The organism is Caballeronia sp. PC1, assembly GCF_021353155.1.
In the GTDB taxonomy this organism is placed as follows: domain Bacteria; phylum Pseudomonadota; class Gammaproteobacteria; order Burkholderiales; family Burkholderiaceae; genus Caballeronia; species Caballeronia cordobensis.
In genome coordinates, this window is record NZ_JAJUBH010000001.1 from 2,157,111 (window position 1) to 2,173,902 (window position 16,792).

A 16,792-nucleotide genomic window follows, 5' to 3' on the forward strand; every position below is an offset into this window, starting at 1 on the left:
CTGCTCTCTCTAGCGAAACCATCATGACGTATCTGCAGGAAACGAATCGCTCGACGATCACCGTCCCCAAGCTCCAGGCCATGCGCGAGACCGGCGAGCGCATCGCGATGCTCACGTGCTACGACGCGAGCTTCGCGGCGCTGCTCGAACGCGCGGGCGTCGATGTCATGCTGATCGGCGACTCGCTCGGCAACGTGCTGCAAGGGCATCACACGACGCTGCCCGTCACGCTCGCCGACATCGCGTATCACACGGCGTCGGTGGCGCGCGGCAACCGCAGCGCGCTGATCGTCGCGGACATGCCCTTCGGCACGATCGGCTCGAAAGAAGACGCCTATGCAAACGCCGTGCAGTTGATGCGCGCCGGCGCGCAGATGGTGAAGATCGAAGGCGGCGAATGGCTCGCTGAAACCGTGCGTTTTCTCGTCGAGCGCTCGATTCCGGTGTGCGGGCACGTCGGGCTCACGCCGCAATCGGTGCATGCGTTCGGCGGCTTCAAGGTGCAGGGCAAGTCCGAAGCGGCGGCGCAACAGATGAAGCGCGACGCCATGGCGCTGCAGGAAGCGGGCGCGCAGTTGATCGTGATCGAAGCCGTGCCGACACTCCTCGCGCGCGAAGTCACCGAAGCCCTCGCGATTCCGACCATCGGCATCGGCGCGGGCATCGACTGCTCGGGGCAGGTGCTCGTGCTGCACGACATGCTCGGCATTTTTCACGGCAAGCGTCCGCGCTTCGTCAAGGATTTCATGCAAGGTCAGCCGAGCATTTTCGCAGCCGTCGATGCCTACGTGCGCGCGGTGAAAGACGGTTCGTTTCCCGGACCCGAGCACACGTTCTGAGCGCGCGGGTGCCGCGCTTCACGATCTGCGTTTTCTCGTACATACTGGCGAGCTTCTTGCGCATAGGCTCGAAACCGGTCAATTAGAAAAGCGAGAACGATCATGTGGCACGTCCTTCCCGATGAATACGTCCGGGCCCAACTGGCGGTCGGCTCGCTCGTCGCGCTGGGCGTCGCGCGCGTGGTGGCGGCGGGCATCGGCGCGCAGCACGGCTGGCGCATTGCGGCCGTGACGCGCTGGTTCATCGGCGCGGCGGCGGTTTTCTGCCTGCCGCAACTTCTCGAAGTGATGTTCGTCGCCGATTCGCATACGGCCTTCGTCGAACTGCAAGGCAAGGTGATCGGCTGCGCGGTCGCGCTCTTTTGCGCGCCGATCGTCAGTCACAAGCTCGGCTACGAATAACGCGCGCCGCGTTCATCCCGCGAGCGCCGAGCCCGGAATGCTGTGCGACAGCACGGCGGCCGCCACGAACACGCTCGCCATCATCACCGCTTCGAGGCGCATCACGTTGATGACCGTGTGCGCATCCATCGTCGATGCCGAGCGTTGCAGGCTCGGCAGCGCAGACCATCGGTTCAGCGCGCCGAACGCGAGCGCCACCGCGACCAGCGCGATTTTCACGAGCAGCGCATGACCCCATGTGCTCGCGCCCAGCACCGCGGGCGCGCCGCCGATGCCGCGCCATCCATTGAACACGCCGGTCACGATCACGAACGCGACCGCGATCGCCGCCATGCGCGACATGCGCGCGACGATGCGGATCAGACACGCGCGCGCCATCGACGTGTCGAGCGCCGGCAGCACGAACGCCCCCGCGATGACGATGCCGCCCCACACCGCGGTCGCGAGCAGATGCAGCGTCTGGACGCCTTCCGCGAAGGAAAACGCGCCGGCGTCGGCGGCATGACCGATCGCCGACTTGCCCGCCGCGACGATCAGCGCCGCGAGCATCGCCAATCCGTTGCGCGAAACCGATAGCGGTCCGCCGCTTGCCGCCGCGAGCGACAGGAGCAGCGCGCCCGCCAGCGCCACCGACCAGCCGACGCCCGCATGCGTGCCGGTGGCGACGAGCCACAGCGAAGCGCCCGCTTCTGTAACCGGCGCGCCGCTCATCGCCGCCGATTCGAGCCACAGGGAGACGAAGGAGCACAGCGCAAGCACGAGCGCGGCAATCGCGCCGCCCCGTGCGGCGCTGCGCCAGCCGCCCCGCGCGGGCGAGACGGGCGCGAACGCCTGTTCGCCGGACAGCCATGTCTTGAGGATGAGCGCGCCGAGCGCGCACGCGAACGACAGATCGCCGAGCGCCGCGAACGCGGTCTGCGCGAACCAGAGCGGATCGTCGTTCATCATGCTGAAGGCGGCGCGGCGTGATCGCGCGGTACTGAAACAAAGGTCATCGAAGAATCGATCTCGTGGAAGGTGTACGGGCGCGCACGATGCGGCACAGCATCGAACGCGAACGAAACGCCTTGAATTTTTGCCGGGCGCTTCCGAAACTGCATGAAGCACATCGGACTGGCGTGGGTCACCGGTCAAATGAGCGGTCGAATCGCGGTCGAAGATTTGTCGAAAGGCAATGAACCGGCCGCGCTGGAGAAGTTCGTCGCGGAGGGTCAATAGCCGCGCGGCAAATTGTCGCGAATGCGCTGCAGCAGGACTTAGAGCGAGATTGTGTCAAATAGTCACCATCATGCATCGATGATAGAATGCCGCGTCGCATCAGAGGCTCTTCGAGCCGCTGTGGCCGTGGTCCGCCACCCACCGCCCCCTGCGTGGCCGTGGTTCGCCACCTTCGCACCGAGCCGCACGAAGCTCGGCAGGTCCCCGAATTTCATGGAGTGTCGCGTGTTTTCAAGACGCATTTTTCGTCCGCTGCTCGCATTGGCACTGATCGGCAGCGCTGGCGTTTTCGGCGCACAAGCGCAAGCCCAGACCGCCAATCAGCCGGCGACCGACAGCATGGCCGCGCGCGTGCAAGGCTGCACGGCGTGCCACGGCGTTCACGGTGAAGGCACGGACAACGACTACTTCCCGCGTCTTGCCGGCAAGCCCGCCGACTATCTGTACAACCAGCTCCAGAATTTCCGCGAAGGCCGGCGCAAGTATCCGCCGATGAACTACCTCGTCACGTATCTCTCGGACGATTACCTTCATCAGATCGCGACGTACTTCTCGAACCAGCGTCCTCCGTATCCGCCGCCGGCCAAGTCGAACGTGTCGGCCACGACGCTCGCGCGCGGCCAGCAACTCGTACTGAACGGCGATACGGCGAAAAATATTCCCGCGTGCGCGGCCTGCCACGGCAAGGGCCTGACCGGCATGCAGCCGGCCATCCCGGGTCTCGTCGGCCTGCATTCGGACTACATCAGCGCGCAAGTCGGCGCATGGAAGTCGGGCACGCGTCACGCCAAGGCGCCCGATTGCATGCAGCAGATCGCCTCGCGCCTGACGGATGACGACGTCACCGCCGTCGCCGCCTGGCTGTCCACGCAACAAGCACCCGCCAACCCGGTGCCCGCGCCCGCTGGCTCGTTGAAGATGCCGCTCAAGTGCGGCAGCGAACCGCAATAAGGCGTCTGGAGCGACAACATAATGAAACGCAAGTCCCTGTTCGCACTTTCCTCGGCTGTCGTGGTGGCAGCCCTCGCAGCCGGCGCCGTCCTCTGGTCGGGCGGCGACAATCTGCATTCGGGCGGCGCCATCGCCGCGACGCCTGCCGACAAGGCCGCGCTCATCAAGCAGGGTGAATACCTCGCGCGCGCCGGCGACTGTATCGCGTGCCACACGGTCCGCGGCGGCAAGCAGTTCGCGGGCGGCCTGCCGATGGCCACGCCGTTCGGCACGATGTTCACGCCGAACATCACGCCGGACGATCAATACGGCATCGGCAAGTGGACCTCCGACGACTTCTATCGCGCGATGCACACGGGCCGCTCGAAAGACGGCTCCCTGCTCTACCCGGGCTTCCCGTTCACGAGCTACACGAAGGTCACGCGCGCCGATTCGGACGCGATCTACGCGTACCTGCGCTCGGTGGCGCCGGTGTCGGAGCCGAGCCGTCCGCATGAACTGCGCTTCCCGTTCAACAACCGCAACCTGCTGATCGGCTGGCGCACGCTGTTCTTCTCGGAAGGCGAGTACAAGCCGGACCCGACCAAGTCGGTCGAGTGGAACCGCGGCGCGTATCTGGTCGAAGGCCTCGGCCACTGCGGCATGTGCCATACGTCGATCAACGCGATGGGCGGCCCGGTCAGCTCGGCGGCGTTCGCCGGCGGCCTGATCCCGCTGCAGAACTGGTATGCGCCGTCGCTCACGTCGAACAAGGAAGCGGGCCTCGGCGACTGGGACCTGAAGGACATCAACGATCTGCTGAAGACCGGCGTGTCGCAGCGCGGCGCGGTGTTCGGTCCGATGGCCGAAGTGGTTCACAACAGCCTGCAATACATGACCGACGCGGACATCAACGCGATTTCGACGTACCTCAAATCGATCCCGCAGAAGAAGGAAGCGCCGGAAGTCATGCAGCTCGAAACCTCCGACAAGTTCGGCGGCGAACTGCTTACGCTGGGCAAGAAGGTGTACACCGAGAACTGCGCGAAGTGTCACGCGGAGAACGGTCTCGGCAAGCCGCCGGCTTACCCGCCGCTCGCCAACAACCAGTCGATCCAGATGCAGTCGGCCGTCAACCCGATCCGCATGACGCTGAACGGCGGTTATCCGCCGAGCACGGAAGGCAACCCGATGCCGCACGGCATGCCGCCTTTCGCACAGGCGCTGTCGGATACGGAAGTCGCCGCGGTCGTGACGTACATCCGTATGTCGTGGGGCAACCACGGCACGCCGGTGTCGCCGCAGCAGGTGAGCAATCTGCGTTCGGCGCCGCTCGATTGATGGTTTCGTAAGTCATTCACCGGGACAGCGTACAATACGCGTCTGGGGCGCAGCCTTCGTAGTTGGGGCCGCGCCCCTTGTCTTTTGGTGGATTCGATATGCATGTCGGTGAGCGTTTCAACAGCATCAGCCATCTGGTCGGCGCAGTGCTGTCCGTGGCCGGGCTCGCCGCGCTCGTCACGAAGGGCGCGCTCGACGGCGACGCCTACAAGGTCGTGAGCTTCGCGGTGTACGGCGCGATGCTCTGCGTGCTCTACATCATCTCCACGCTGTATCACTGGGCGCGCACGCCGCGCCTGAAAGCGATACTGCAAAAGTGCGATCACTCGGCCATCTACTTGTTGATAGCCGGCAGCTACACGCCGTATACACTGGTGACCTTGCGTGGCCCGTGGGGCTGGTCGCTCTTCGGCGTAAGCTGGGGGCTCGCGGCGCTCGGCATCACGCAGGAACTCACGCTCGGGCGCCGAACCCGCAGCGTGTCGATGGTGCTTTACGTGCTGATGGGATGGCTCGCGCTCGTGGCCGTTCATCCGCTCGTGACCACGCTGCCGGCCGCGGGAACCGCATGGCTGGTGGCGGGCGGCGTGATATACAGCGCTGGCATTTACTTTTTCATCAACGACGAGCGCATCCGGCACGGACATGGAATCTGGCATCTGTTCGTGCTCGCAGGCAGCCTGTGCCAGTTCGTGAGCGTCGCGCGCTATGTCGCGTGAGCGCCGGACTGAGCGAGCGCCGCAGCGTCGAAGTGTCTTCGATGCAACTTAGCGCCAGATGACGTGTCTTGATAGCACGTCGAACTTCGCGGCAGCGCCGGGCGATCAGTGATCGCCGCTAAAGGCCCGCCGCCCGATTCATTTCCGAGCGTCGCACATGCGCTCTGCCGGCCGAACCCGATTCGCCGCAGCCTCGATTCGCATGCGCGACGTTCGATATAACGAATAGAACGTTCAATTTATGTCTTTTGATTCGCTCGGCTTGTCCGAACCTTTGCTTCGCGCCGTCAACGAACTCGGCTATTCCACTCCCACTCCGATCCAGCTTCAGGCGATTCCCGCCGTCCTGAAAGGCGGCGACCTGCTCGCGGGCGCGCAGACCGGCACCGGCAAGACCGCCGGCTTCACGCTGCCGATCCTGCAACGCCTGTCGCAGCTTGGGCCTGTCTCGGCCCCGGCCGCGAGCGGCGCGAAACGTCCGGTGCGCGCGCTGATCCTCACGCCGACGCGCGAACTCGCCGCGCAGGTCGAAGAAAGCGTGCGCGCGTATGGCAAGTATCTGAAACTCAAGTCGACGGTGATGTTCGGCGGCGTCGGCATCAATCCGCAGATCGATGCGCTGCGCCGCGGCGTCGATATCGTCGTCGCAACGCCGGGACGTCTGCTCGATCACATGCAGCAAAAGACGATCGACGTTTCGCAGCTCCAAATTCTCGTGCTCGACGAAGCCGATCGCATGCTCGACATGGGTTTCATCCACGACATCAAGCGCGTGCTCGCGAAGCTGCCGGCCAAGCGCCAGAACCTGCTGTTCTCGGCCACGTTCTCCGATGAAATCAAGGCGCTCGCCGACAGCCTGCTCGATTCGCCCGCGCTGATCGAAGTGGCGCGCCGCAATACGACCGCCGAGACGGTCGAGCAGAAGATCCATCCGGTCGATCGCGACCGCAAGCGCGAACTGCTCACGCATCTTATCCGCGGCAACAACTGGTTCCAGGTGCTCGTTTTCACGCGCACGAAGCACGGCGCGAACCGTCTCGCCGAGCAATTGACGAAGGACGGCATCAGCGCCCTCGCGATTCACGGCAACAAGAGCCAGTCGGCCCGCACGCGTGCGCTCGCCGAATTCAAGGCCGAGACGCTGCAGGTGCTGGTCGCGACGGACATCGCCGCGCGCGGTATCGACATCGATCAACTGCCGCACGTCGTCAACTTCGATCTGCCGAACGTGCCGGAAGACTATGTGCATCGCATCGGCCGCACGGGGCGCGCGGGTGCAGAAGGCGAAGCAGTCTCGCTCGTGTGCGTGGACGAGCATCAATTGCTGCGGGATATCGAGCGCCTGATCAAGCGGCCGATTCCGCAAGAAGTCATTGCCGGATTCGAGCCCGATCCGAGCGCGAAGCCGGAGCCGATCCAGCGCCGCAGCCAGGGACGCGGTCAGGGTCAAGGCCAAGGGCGTCAGGGTCAGCGCAATGGCGAGGGACGTGCGAATGGCGAAGCGCGTTCGGGCGGCGAATCGCGTCGCAGCGGCGAGCCGCGTCGCGACGGCGGCCGGCCGAACGGCGAAGCGCGCGGCGCGCGGCCTTCGAATGGCGGCAATGCGGGCAAGAGCGCGAATGGCGGCAAGCCCGGCGCTCAGCCTTCGCGCGACCGCGAAGCGCGCAACCCGAACAAGCCGAACGCGAACGCAAACCCGGCGCCGCGACGCGCGGAATCGCAGCAAGCGGGCCATGCCGCGAATCCGCGCAAGCCGGCGGCCAATCCGGGCGCGCTGCTTAGCGGCGGACGGCGCGACGGCCTGCGTTCGGGCGATCGCAGCCGTTAATCAAGTTGGACATGCTCCGGTGCGCCGCACCGGCGTTGTTTCAGGCGGCGGCGCTCGCCGCCCGCTTCAGCCAGTCGAGTTGCTCGCGCCAACGCGCGAGCGCCGACTGCGCATCGGTCAGTTCGAACGCGATTCCATTCGTGAGTCGCGCATACCCCACCCGCTGCACTTCACCGCTCTCGATCGTGCCGACGAAGCACGCGAGCGGCACGTCGTCGAGCGGCACGCGGCGCACGTCGAGATGCACCTGATAGAACGCCTCGTCGAAAACGAAAGTGAGCGTCGCACGGCCCGTCGTGGCGACGGCCTGCGCGGTCCGCGAAGTCGGCCACAGCGCAAATGCGAGCGTGCGCGCGTCGGGCGCGAGCAGCTCGCCGGCGCTCAACAATGCGGTGCGCACGCGATGACCCTGATCGGCGGCGCATAGCGACGCGGTAAAACCGGCATCGGCGCTTGCGAACGTGCCGTCGAAGAGCGCGCGCAACTCGGGCGGCCATTCATCGAAAATGGCGTGCGAGGCGAGCGAAGGCGTCGTTTTGGAGTCGGTCATGAGAGGATGCCGGCATCGGGCCGGCATCGCCGGGTGAGGGTTAGCGGAAGAAAAGCTGCGTCATCTTGGCGAGCGGATAATGCACGCCGGGCTGGATGCGCGCGGGCAAATCGAGCGGCTTGAGCAACATCTTGATGCACTGATCCGCCGACAGATTACGCCGCACGAGCGCATTCACGCGCGCCGACAACTCACGGTTGTACTCGGCATCGTGCGCATGCTCAGGATAACGAATGGCGAAGACATGCCGCAGCGCGATCTCCGAATCCTCGCTCTTCAGTTCGGCCACGCGCCGCACGAGCGCGCCCAGCACCGCGATGCGCCCATTGCCTTCGATCTTGTTCCACTTCTTGAAGAAGTGAAAAAAGTGCTTGTAGTGCCGCACTTCGTCCGTGCGAATGTTGTCCGTGATCTCCTTGAGAACCGGTTCGTCCGAACAATCGTTGATCGCGCGGTAAAGCGTCGCGGTGCCCGTCTCGACGACGCATCGCGCCACCATTTCGAGCGCGCGCTTCTTCTCGAAGGCCTCGTAGGAGCACGTGAGCGAATACTCTTCGAAGAAGTTCTTGAACGCCGTGTCCCAGTCGAACTCCGGCCACACGTGATTGATGTAAGTCTTGAGCGCCCTGCCGTGCTGCATCTCTTCGGGCTCCCACTCATTGTTGAGCCACGCCGAGATTTCCGGGTCGTCATGGAAATACTTACTCAGATTGCTCGTGTAGAGATCGGTGCCGCTCTCGATGAACGAGCACGCGCATAACAACAAAAGAAGGTGCTCGTTGGATGCCGCCTTCTTGAGATCGATCCGCGTGAGATCGATGTCTTCGATGCGCCACGGCATCACGTGAGTACTGAGTGTTTGCATATATCGCGCTCCCAGGCTGGACTGAACGCGCCATCGGCCAACAAGACGGCCGAGGTTCAGGTGACACCGGGAACGCTGTTCCTGGTGCCCTCGACTTCGAGTATTAGCGGCTTGTTTTTCCATCTTAGCCGCCCTGCAACGAGTTTGCAGACATGGGGACAGACTCATGCGGAACGCGGCGGTTCCGTCTGCACCAAATTCTTGCAAGCCGTGCGAGCGGCCAACGGTGCAGTGCAGCATGAAACGTGCCGGTCAGCGCCCTCGAAGCAGAAGCCTGGAAACGGGAAAAGGCCGTGACGATGCGTCTTTACGCCGCGCGCCGCGCCGCATGCATACGCCACGCGACGATCGCCAGCGACACGCCCGACAACGCCGCCGCCAGCAACACGTAGTAACTCGGCGCGAGCTTGTCGCCGGTGACGTGAATGAACGCCTCGACGATCGTCGGCGCAAAACCGCCGAAGAGCGTCACGCCGAGCGCGTAGCCGATCGAAAGACCGGTCGAGCGCACGCGCGTCGGGAAAATTTCGGACATGAGCGCGGGCATCGGGCCGGAGTAGGCGGCTTTCAGAATGCCCGCGACCGCTTGCAGCACGACGAGCGATGCGACCGTCGGATGCGCTTGCAGCCACGCAAACATCGGATAAATCGTGACGCCCATGAACACCGACGTGGCGAGCATGATGCGGATGCGCCCGAGCCGGTCGGACAGCGCGCCCATGACTGGGGAAAAGATGAACTGAAGTCCGCCATTGAGCACGACGACGGCGAAGGAAGCCGTCGCCGGCAGATGCAGTTGCTTGACCGCGTACATCGGCATGTAGAGTTGCAAGACATACACGCCGACCGTCGATTGCGCGACGATGCCGACCGCGAGCAGGAGATTCAGCCACTGGTTCGAGAACGAGACGCCGGGCGCGCTCGTTTTCTGTGCGGCGCGCGTCGCGAGAAACTCCGGCGTTTCGTCCAGATGCGAGCGGATGTAGTAGCCCACCGGACCGACGAGCAGGCCGAACACGAACGGAATGCGCCACCCCCAGCTTTCGAGCTGCGGCTGCGGCAGCCACGCGCTCAGAATCGAGCCGAACGCCGCGGCCATGATCGCGGCGAGCCCCTGGCTCGCGAACTGCCAGCTCGCGTAATAGCCGCGCCGCGCTTCGCTGTGCTCGACCATGAACGCCGTCGCGCTGCCGAATTCGCCGCCGACTGCGAAGCCTTGCACGAGCCGCGCGAGCAGAATCAGAAGCGGCGCGGCGAGACCGATATGCTGATACGACGGCATCACGGCCATCGTGAACGTGCCGACCATCATCAGCAGAATGGCGAGCGTGAGCGCGGCCTTGCGCCCTTTGCGGTCGCCGTAGATGCCGAGCACGACTGCGCCGAGCGGGCGCATCAGAAACGAAATGCCGAACGTGCCGATCGCCAGCATGGTCGAGAGCCACTCGTCGTTCGACGGGAAGAACGCCTTCGCGATGACCGTCGCGAAGTAACCGTAGACGAGAAAGTCGAACCATTCGAGCGCATTGCCGACCGACGACGAGAACACGATGCGCCGGATCATCGCGCGGGAAAGCGCTGTTTTTTCTGCGGGCGCTGCGATATTCCGCGCCCGGTACACCTCTTCGTTCATGCCGTCTCCTTATTCTTCGCCCGACGCGGGCGCGCACGGTCCCATTCGCTTGCCTAAAAGCAGCGAATGAACCCAGGTCGTGGTGATTGGAGGCCGGTCATGCGACGCGGCCCCCGCAGCGGATTTAGAACCCGGCGGCGAGCCCGTCGCGCCGGCTGTCGCTTGCGGCGACATAGCCGCGCTCGGGATCGTTGCGGTCGAGCTTCCAGATGTACTGGCCGGAGCCGAAGTCCATGTAGGGATCGTCGACGGACTTGATCGTGTGGCCGAGGCCTTCGAGCGCGCGCGCGGTTTCGCGATCGAGCGTGGCTTCGATATCGATCGTGAAGTCGCGGTTGACCTTCCAGCGCGGCGCATCGCACGCCGCCTGCGGCTGCTGGCCGTAGTCGAGCATGCGCACGATGGATTGCAGATGGCCCTGCGGCTGCATGTCGCCACCCATGACGCCGAAGCTCATGACCGCTTCGCGGCGGCCGTCGACTTCCTGCGTCAGGAACGCGGGAATGATCGTATGGAACGGGCGCTTGCCGCCTTCGACGACGTTCGCGGACTTCGGATCCATCGAGAAGCCGCAGCCGCGGTTCTGCAGCGAAATGCCGGTGTCCGGCACGACCACGCCCGAACCGAAGCCCATGTAGTTCGACTGAATGAAGCTCACCATCATGCCGCGCTCGTCCGCGACGGACATGTAGATGGTGCCGCCCGCCTTCGGCATGCCGAAGTCGAATTGCGTGGCCTTTGACGGGTCGATGAGCTTCGCGCGCTCGGTCAGATACGCGTCGTCGAGCATCTGCTCGGGCGTGACTTCCATCGAGCGCGGATCAGCGACGTAGCGATACACATCCGCGAATGCGAGCTTCATCGCCTCGATCTGGAGATGCTGCGACTCGATGCGATCGACGCTCAGCGCGCTCACGTCGAACTTGTCGAGAATGCCGAGCGCGATCAGCGCCGCGATGCCCTGCCCGTTCGGCGGAATCTCATGCACCGTGTGGCCGCGATAGTCCTTGCTGATCGGCTCGACCCACTCCGCGCGATAGTTGCGCAGGTCGTCCATCGTGAGCGCGGCGCCGCCCTCGCGCGCAAAAGACGCGATACGCTCGGCGCTCTCGCCTTCGTAATACGCACGCGGACCGTGCTGCGCGAGCAGCCGCAGCGTCTTCGCGTGGCCGGGAAAGCGCACGAGCTCGCTCACCTCGGGCGCGCGTCCGCGCGGCATGAAGACGTCCGCAAAGCCCGGCTGATCCTTCAGCTCCGGCACCGCGGCGGCCCATTTGTAAGCGACGATGCTCGCCACCGCATGACCGCGCTCGGCGATCTCGATGGCGGGTTCCATGAGATCGGCGAAAGGCAGCGAGCCGAACTTCGTGTGCAACGCTTCCCAGCCGGCGATGACGCCCGGCACGGTGATCGTGTCCCAGCCGCGCTTGGGCTGACGAGCAAGACCGTTTTCCTCGCCGTATTTGCGCCGGAAGTAATCGACGTTCCAGGCCGCCGGCGACACACCCGATGCGTTCAGGCCGTGAAGTTTCTTGCCGTCCCAGACGAGCGCGAAGGCGTCGCCGCCCAGACCGCACGAAACAGGCTCGACGACGGTGATGGCCGCCGCCGCCGCGATGGCCGCATCGACGGCATTGCCGCCCTTCCACAGCATGCGCAGACCCGCTTGCGCGGCGAGCGGATGCGATGTCGAAACGATATTACGGGCGAACACCGGCAGGCGCGGCGTTGGATACGGGTTTTGCCAGTTGAAGCGAGTCATTGAAGAAAGTCCGAAATACGAGCAGGCGAAGCGTGCCGAAGGGTTTTACGTTGCATCAGGGCGAAAGATGAATATTGCATTGTCCGCTTAATCCAAAACAAATTCATTTATCGTATAAATTAATGAGCGATGCGCATGAATCAGTCAAACGTGCGGCCGAACTCGCTCCGCGCGGACCGCCGTCTTTGTGTGCGCCGCCGCACGAAGTTAAGGTTGATTCTCCGAAATCGCGCGCGCAGAGGACCGCCTCCGCATGGACAAAAAGTCAAAGCCAAAATTTTCGCTGCAAATTTGGCACTTGTCAGACGCTTGCCTACAATCACAATTCCCGGCAAATGCAGCACAAAATCAACGCCTTTGCCCGGCGGTTTTTCAGTTTCCCCGTACAACGTTTCGAAGCAAAAAGATCCGGCTTACAAAGCCGGCTGCTTATGCCGTTCGGTCGTCATGGAGAACACAATGCTGAGTCCGCACGAATTTGCCACGCTGCTACTGGTTCAGGAAGCACCCAATCAGGTCGACATGGAACGCGAAGAACTCGATGCCCTGCTCGAACGCCAGCTCGTTCAGCTCGAGAATCTCGCCTCCGGACGTCAACAGTGGCGCCTTACCGCCACCGGCGACTCCACCGTCAAGGCTTTCAAGCGTTACTCGTAGCACGCGCAGCCGGACTCAGGGCGCGGCAGGCCGCCGCGTCCGTTTCATCTCTCCTCACTTCGAAGCAAACCCGTCAACCGGCTCGCAGCGTGGGGTCGACCGCTGCACGCCAGCTCAACGCCTGCGCGCGCTGATCGAGGAAGAAGCTCGCCCAGGCGCTTTGCGCCTCAGGTCCGGGATTCGCGCGATAGGCGCGATACCGTTCAGCGATCGCCGTCTGGAACGCGCAGAAACGGTCTTTCGACAGCCCGCCGCGCCGCTCGGCCACATAAGCGTCGAAGAAGGCCGAGTAGACGGATTGCGCGTCCGCGCCGTAATCGACCGGCGACGTTGAGCACATGCCTTGAAGCGCGCTGAAAGACGGCGCGCCCATCGAGCCATCGAGACTCGGCGTACCCACGCAGCCTGCCAGCAACGCCGCGCCGAGCAGGCCTGAAACCAACCTCATTCGCATCGCACTCACCCTTCGTTCGATCTGGTGCCGCCAGTATCGGCCCATCGGCACGGGTGCGCCACTCGTCCAGACGGCATAGGCATTTTGCGGAGAATGCGAAAGACGTCGCGCGGCCTATGCCATTCGGCCAGGTTGTCCGCGCGGCCTCGCTCCGATAGATTGCGCAAACGGACAACGCGTCCACGTCCGACCAGACCGGAGGAGACCATGCAGGATCAGTACGTTCTCGCGCTCGACCAGGGCACCACCAGTTCGCGCGCCATGCTGTTCGACAGGAATGGCAACGTCGTGTCCGTGGCGCAAAAGGAATTCCGGCAGATTTATCCGCAAGCGGGCTGGGTCGAGCATGACCCGCTGGAGATCTGGTCGACGCAGGCGGGTGTCGCCGCTGAAGCCGTCACGCGCGCGGGGGTGCATGCCTCGTCGATTGCGGCGGTCGGCATCACGAACCAGCGCGAAACCACGATCGTCTGGGACCGTGAAACGGGCAAGCCGGTTTATAACGCGATCGTCTGGCAGGACCGGCGCATGGCCGGATTTTGCGACGAACTCAAGTCGCGCGGGCTCGAAGCGATGGTGCGCGCAAAGACCGGCCTGCCCATCGACGCCTACTTTTCCGCGACGAAGATCCGCTGGATTCTCGACAACGTCGAAGGCGCGCGCGAAAAAGCGCGGCAAGGACGGCTCGCCTTCGGCACCGTGGATAGCTGGCTCATGTGGAATTTCACGCGGCACGGCCTGCATGTCACCGATATCACGAACGCCTCGCGCACCATGCTCTTCAATATCCACGAGCGGCGCTGGGACGACGAACTGCTCGACGCATTCGATATTCCCCGCAACATGCTGCCCGAAGTGCGCACGTCGTCCGAGGTGTACGGCGCGACGCAAGGCACGGTGTTCGCCGCGGACATCCCGCTTGCGTCGCTTGCCGGCGATCAGCACGCGGCGCTCTTCGGCCAGATGTGCACGGACTCCGGCATGGTGAAGAACACCTACGGCACGGGGTGCTTTCTCGTCATGAACACCGGCGAGAAGCCGATCGAGTCGCGCAACAACCTCGTCACGACGATCGCGTGGCAGATCGGCGATCGGGTGAACTATGCGCTCGAAGGCAGCATCTTTATCGCGGGCGCCGTCGTGCAATGGCTGCGCGACGGGCTCGGCATCATCCGCCGCGCGAGCGAAATAGAAACGCTCGCGCGCGGCGTGCCGAATAGCGACGGCGTCTATTTCGTGCCCGCGTTCGCCGGACTCGGCGCGCCGCACTGGAACGCGCGCGCCCGCGGCTCGCTGTTCGGCGTCACGCGCGGCACCACGTCAAGCCATGTCGCGCGCGCGGCGCTCGATTCGATCGCGTATCAATCGCTCGACGTGCTGAAGGCAATGGAGGCGGACTCGGGCATGCGGATCGGCGAATTGCGCGTCGATGGCGGCGCCTGCGCGAACGATCTGCTGATGCAGTTTCAGGCGGACCTGCTCGGCGTCGATGTGGCGCGCCCGCGCGTCGCCGAGACGACCGCGCTCGGCGCGGCCTATCTCGCGGGGCTCGCGGTCGGCTACTGGAAAGATATCGACGAACTGAAGGCGCAATGGCAGCTCGCACGGCGTTTCGCGCCGTCGATGCCCGCACGCGAGATCGAGTCGTGTCTCGCCGGGTGGCAGCGCGCGGTCAACGCGGCGAAGGCCTGGGCGGATAGCTGAGGGCCGAATCGCATATGTCGCTTTGCGCAAAGCATATGACGCATGCGGCGGTGCAAAAAACCGGCGCGTGCGGTATCCTAAAAAAGCTGACGGGTCATTCGGCCCGAAGGCATTCAGTACGTCTTCAGGGCGGGGTGCAATTCCCCACCGGCGGTATGTGGCGAGGCTTCGCGGCCGGACCATGAGCCCGCGAGCGCCCGCGCCGGCACCATGCGCGGGGTCAGCAGATCTGGTGAGACGCCAGAGCCGACGGTCATAGTCCGGATGAGAGAAGATGTGCAGATGGTCATGTTCGTTCCCCGTCGCGATCCATCCATCGCGTCTATCCGGACGACGCCGCTCCAGCGTCGCCGTGGGGTGCCGTTCTGTCTGTTTGCAATGCCCTGAAACGTTTTTCGCTTAATTTTTGCGCGAGAGCGTTTCACATGTCCCAGACCCAAGCCACCAGCAGCCTGTCGTTCGCCGCACCCGCCGTCATCGCCGATGACGCCTCCGCCGATCTCCCGCAACTCGCATCGTTCGATATTCCGTCGCGCATCGCCGTCGCGCTCGACGCCATGCGCGAAGGCCGCCCCGTCGTGTTGCAGGACGACGACGATCGCGAGAACGAAGCCGATCTGATCGTCGCCGCCGAAAAGCTCACCGACGCCACGATGGCGCTTCTGATCCGCGAATGCAGCGGCATCGTGTGCCTGTGCCTGCCCGACGAAAAAGTGCGCGCGCTCGAACTCCCGCCGATGGCCGCCGCCAATGGCAGCCGCTACGGCACCGCGTTCACCGTGTCGATCGAAGCGCGCGAAGGCGTGACCACGGGCGTGTCGGCAACCGATCGCGTGACGACCATTCGCGCGGCCATCGCCGATCACGCGAAGCCGGGCGATATCGTCCGTCCCGGTCACGTCTTCCCGCTTCGCGCGATGCCGGGCGGCGTGCTCGCGCGGCGCGGCCACACGGAAGGCACGGTCGATCTGGCCGTCCTCGCCGGCCTCAAGCCCGCAGGCGTTTTGTGCGAACTGATGAACGCCGACGGCACGATGACGCGCGGCGCGCAAGTCGAGCGCTTCGCGAAGGAACACGGCCTGCCGATGCTGACCATCGCGGAACTGGTCGAATTCCGCGCGGCGCTGGCGGCCGCGCGTGAATCGGCTGTCGAAGCGGTCGAAGAAGTGGCGTAAGAAGCGGCTTAAAAATCAGGACAGCACGTCGCCGAAATCCCCGCGCACGCCCGCCGCGACGAGCGCGGGCAGTTCGTTCATGTGCTCCATGATCCGCGTGATGCCGGTTTCGCGCAGCACCTGAGCGTAGCCGGACGGAATATGGCTCGCGCCGACGAACGCGATGGTTTTCATGCCCGCCGCGCGCGCCGCCGTCAGTCCGGCGACGCTGTCCTCCACGACGAGGCAGCGCGCCGGATCGACTTCAAGCGTGCGCGCCGCGAGCAGATAGACATCCGGATAAGGCTTCGGCCGCTCGACCTGCTGCGCGCTGAACACCCGCGCGCCGACGATCTCGGCCAGCCCCGCACGCCGCACCGACGCGCGCACGCGCTCCATCCGGCTGTTCGACACGACCGCGACCGGCAGGCCGCAGCCTTCCAGCGCGGCGCGCACGCCCGCGATCGGTCCGACCGAGCGCGCAAGCTCCACGGAGACGCGCGCCTCGATCGTATCGACGAAATTCGGCGGCATGGCAATGCCGAACCGGGTCTCCAGATGCGCGAGAAAGCGCGACGTTTGCTGCCCGAAAGCCGTCTTGACGACCGGTTTGAAGTCGATGCCGGGAAACGTCTCGGTAAGGACGTCCAGCATTACGCGATCCGCGATGACTTCGCTATCGACGAGCACGCCGTCGCAATCGCAGATGAGATGATCGATCATGTTGGCTCGGATT

The 16,792-nt window shown here is 64.4% G+C and carries 17 protein-coding genes and 1 riboswitch; of the genes, 9 read left to right on the plus strand and 8 right to left on the minus strand.

Going from position 1 to position 16,792, the window contains the following annotated elements; translation table 11 throughout:
- The first annotated feature begins 23 nt into the window (after positions 1-23).
- Together panB and LY284_RS10365 are read left to right on the plus strand one after the other, a co-directional pair.
- The gene (panB, locus tag LY284_RS10360) at positions 24-839 is read left to right on the plus strand and encodes a 3-methyl-2-oxobutanoate hydroxymethyltransferase (RefSeq protein WP_014190498.1); all 816 of its coding nucleotides are present in this window, start codon (positions 24-26) and stop codon (positions 837-839) included.
- A gap of 102 nt (positions 840-941) precedes the next feature.
- The gene (locus LY284_RS10365) at positions 942-1,241 is read left to right on the plus strand and encodes a hypothetical protein (protein ID WP_014190497.1); all 300 of its coding nucleotides are present in this window, start codon (positions 942-944) and stop codon (positions 1,239-1,241) included.
- 12 nt (positions 1,242-1,253) lie between these two features.
- Here the strand turns inward: LY284_RS10365 and LY284_RS10370 are convergent, their stop codons facing one another.
- Positions 1,254-2,186, minus strand: coding sequence for a copper resistance D family protein (locus LY284_RS10370; RefSeq protein ID WP_014190496.1), 933 nt, complete (start codon positions 2,184-2,186; stop codon positions 1,254-1,256).
- Positions 2,186-2,341 (minus strand): hypothetical protein, encoded by a 156-nt coding sequence (locus LY284_RS10375; protein WP_233385905.1) that lies wholly within the window; start codon positions 2,339-2,341, stop codon positions 2,186-2,188. The genes LY284_RS10370 and LY284_RS10375 overlap by 1 nt, the downstream gene beginning before the upstream one ends.
- Before the next feature lie 331 nt (positions 2,342-2,672).
- Between LY284_RS10375 and LY284_RS10380 the strand changes: the two genes are divergently transcribed.
- The 4 genes from LY284_RS10380 (at position 2,673) to LY284_RS10395 (ending at position 7,277) form a co-directional block, all read left to right on the plus strand.
- Positions 2,673-3,410 carry a cytochrome c gene (locus LY284_RS10380; protein WP_041730139.1) on the plus strand — a complete coding sequence of 246 codons (738 nt, stop codon included), beginning with the start codon at positions 2,673-2,675 and terminating at the stop codon, positions 3,408-3,410.
- 21 nt (positions 3,411-3,431) lie between these two features.
- A complete protein-coding gene (locus tag LY284_RS10385) occupies positions 3,432-4,730 on the plus strand; it encodes a cytochrome c (protein WP_014190494.1) in 1,299 nt (432 codons plus the stop codon).
- Between the two features lie 98 nt (positions 4,731-4,828).
- A complete protein-coding gene (locus tag LY284_RS10390; RefSeq protein ID WP_014190493.1) occupies positions 4,829-5,449 on the plus strand; it encodes a hemolysin III family protein in 621 nt (206 codons plus the stop codon).
- 241 nt (positions 5,450-5,690) lie between these two features.
- Positions 5,691-7,277: a DEAD/DEAH box helicase gene (locus LY284_RS10395; RefSeq protein ID WP_233385913.1), complete on the plus strand. Its 1,587-nt coding sequence runs from the start codon at positions 5,691-5,693 to the stop codon at positions 7,275-7,277.
- Positions 7,278-7,317: 40 nt separating this feature from the next.
- Here LY284_RS10395 and LY284_RS10400 read toward each other — a convergent pair whose 3' ends face one another.
- The 4 genes from LY284_RS10400 to LY284_RS10415 form a co-directional block, all read right to left on the minus strand.
- Positions 7,318-7,827 carry a hypothetical protein gene (locus tag LY284_RS10400; protein ID WP_014190491.1) on the minus strand — a complete coding sequence of 170 codons (510 nt, stop codon included), beginning with the start codon at positions 7,825-7,827 and terminating at the stop codon, positions 7,318-7,320.
- 40 nt (positions 7,828-7,867) lie between these two features.
- Positions 7,868-8,692 (minus strand): ferritin-like domain-containing protein, encoded by an 825-nt coding sequence (locus tag LY284_RS10405; RefSeq protein ID WP_014190490.1) that lies wholly within the window; start codon positions 8,690-8,692, stop codon positions 7,868-7,870.
- A gap of 307 nt (positions 8,693-8,999) precedes the next feature.
- Entirely contained in the window at positions 9,000-10,325 is a 1,326-nt protein-coding gene (locus tag LY284_RS10410) for an MFS transporter (protein WP_014190489.1), read from the minus strand.
- A gap of 124 nt (positions 10,326-10,449) precedes the next feature.
- Positions 10,450-12,087: a gamma-glutamyltransferase family protein gene (locus LY284_RS10415; protein ID WP_014190488.1), complete on the minus strand. Its 1,638-nt coding sequence runs from the start codon at positions 12,085-12,087 to the stop codon at positions 10,450-10,452.
- Between the two features lie 459 nt (positions 12,088-12,546).
- On the opposite strand from LY284_RS10415, the gene LY284_RS10420 reads away from it, so the two are divergent.
- On the plus strand, positions 12,547-12,744 hold the full coding sequence (locus tag LY284_RS10420; protein ID WP_008351420.1) for a hypothetical protein: 198 nt from the start codon (positions 12,547-12,549) through the stop codon (positions 12,742-12,744).
- A gap of 73 nt (positions 12,745-12,817) precedes the next feature.
- Here LY284_RS10420 and LY284_RS10425 read toward each other — a convergent pair whose 3' ends face one another.
- Positions 12,818-13,198 carry a hypothetical protein gene (locus LY284_RS10425; RefSeq protein ID WP_041730137.1) on the minus strand — a complete coding sequence of 127 codons (381 nt, stop codon included), beginning with the start codon at positions 13,196-13,198 and terminating at the stop codon, positions 12,818-12,820.
- A gap of 207 nt (positions 13,199-13,405) precedes the next feature.
- Between LY284_RS10425 and glpK the strand changes: the two genes are divergently transcribed.
- Together glpK and ribB are read left to right on the plus strand one after the other, a co-directional pair.
- Positions 13,406-14,902: a glycerol kinase GlpK gene (glpK, locus tag LY284_RS10430; protein WP_014190486.1), complete on the plus strand. Its 1,497-nt coding sequence runs from the start codon at positions 13,406-13,408 to the stop codon at positions 14,900-14,902.
- A 116-nt stretch (positions 14,903-15,018) separates the two neighbouring features.
- Positions 15,019-15,182: riboswitch (FMN riboswitch) on the plus strand.
- A gap of 145 nt (positions 15,183-15,327) precedes the next feature.
- Positions 15,328-16,077 (plus strand): 3,4-dihydroxy-2-butanone-4-phosphate synthase, encoded by a 750-nt coding sequence (gene ribB / locus LY284_RS10435; protein ID WP_014190485.1) that lies wholly within the window; start codon positions 15,328-15,330, stop codon positions 16,075-16,077.
- Between the two features lie 15 nt (positions 16,078-16,092).
- Here the strand turns inward: ribB and LY284_RS10440 are convergent, their stop codons facing one another.
- Positions 16,093-16,779 (minus strand): HAD family phosphatase, encoded by a 687-nt coding sequence (locus LY284_RS10440; RefSeq protein WP_014190484.1) that lies wholly within the window; start codon positions 16,777-16,779, stop codon positions 16,093-16,095.
- Positions 16,780-16,792: the final 13 nt, after the last annotated feature.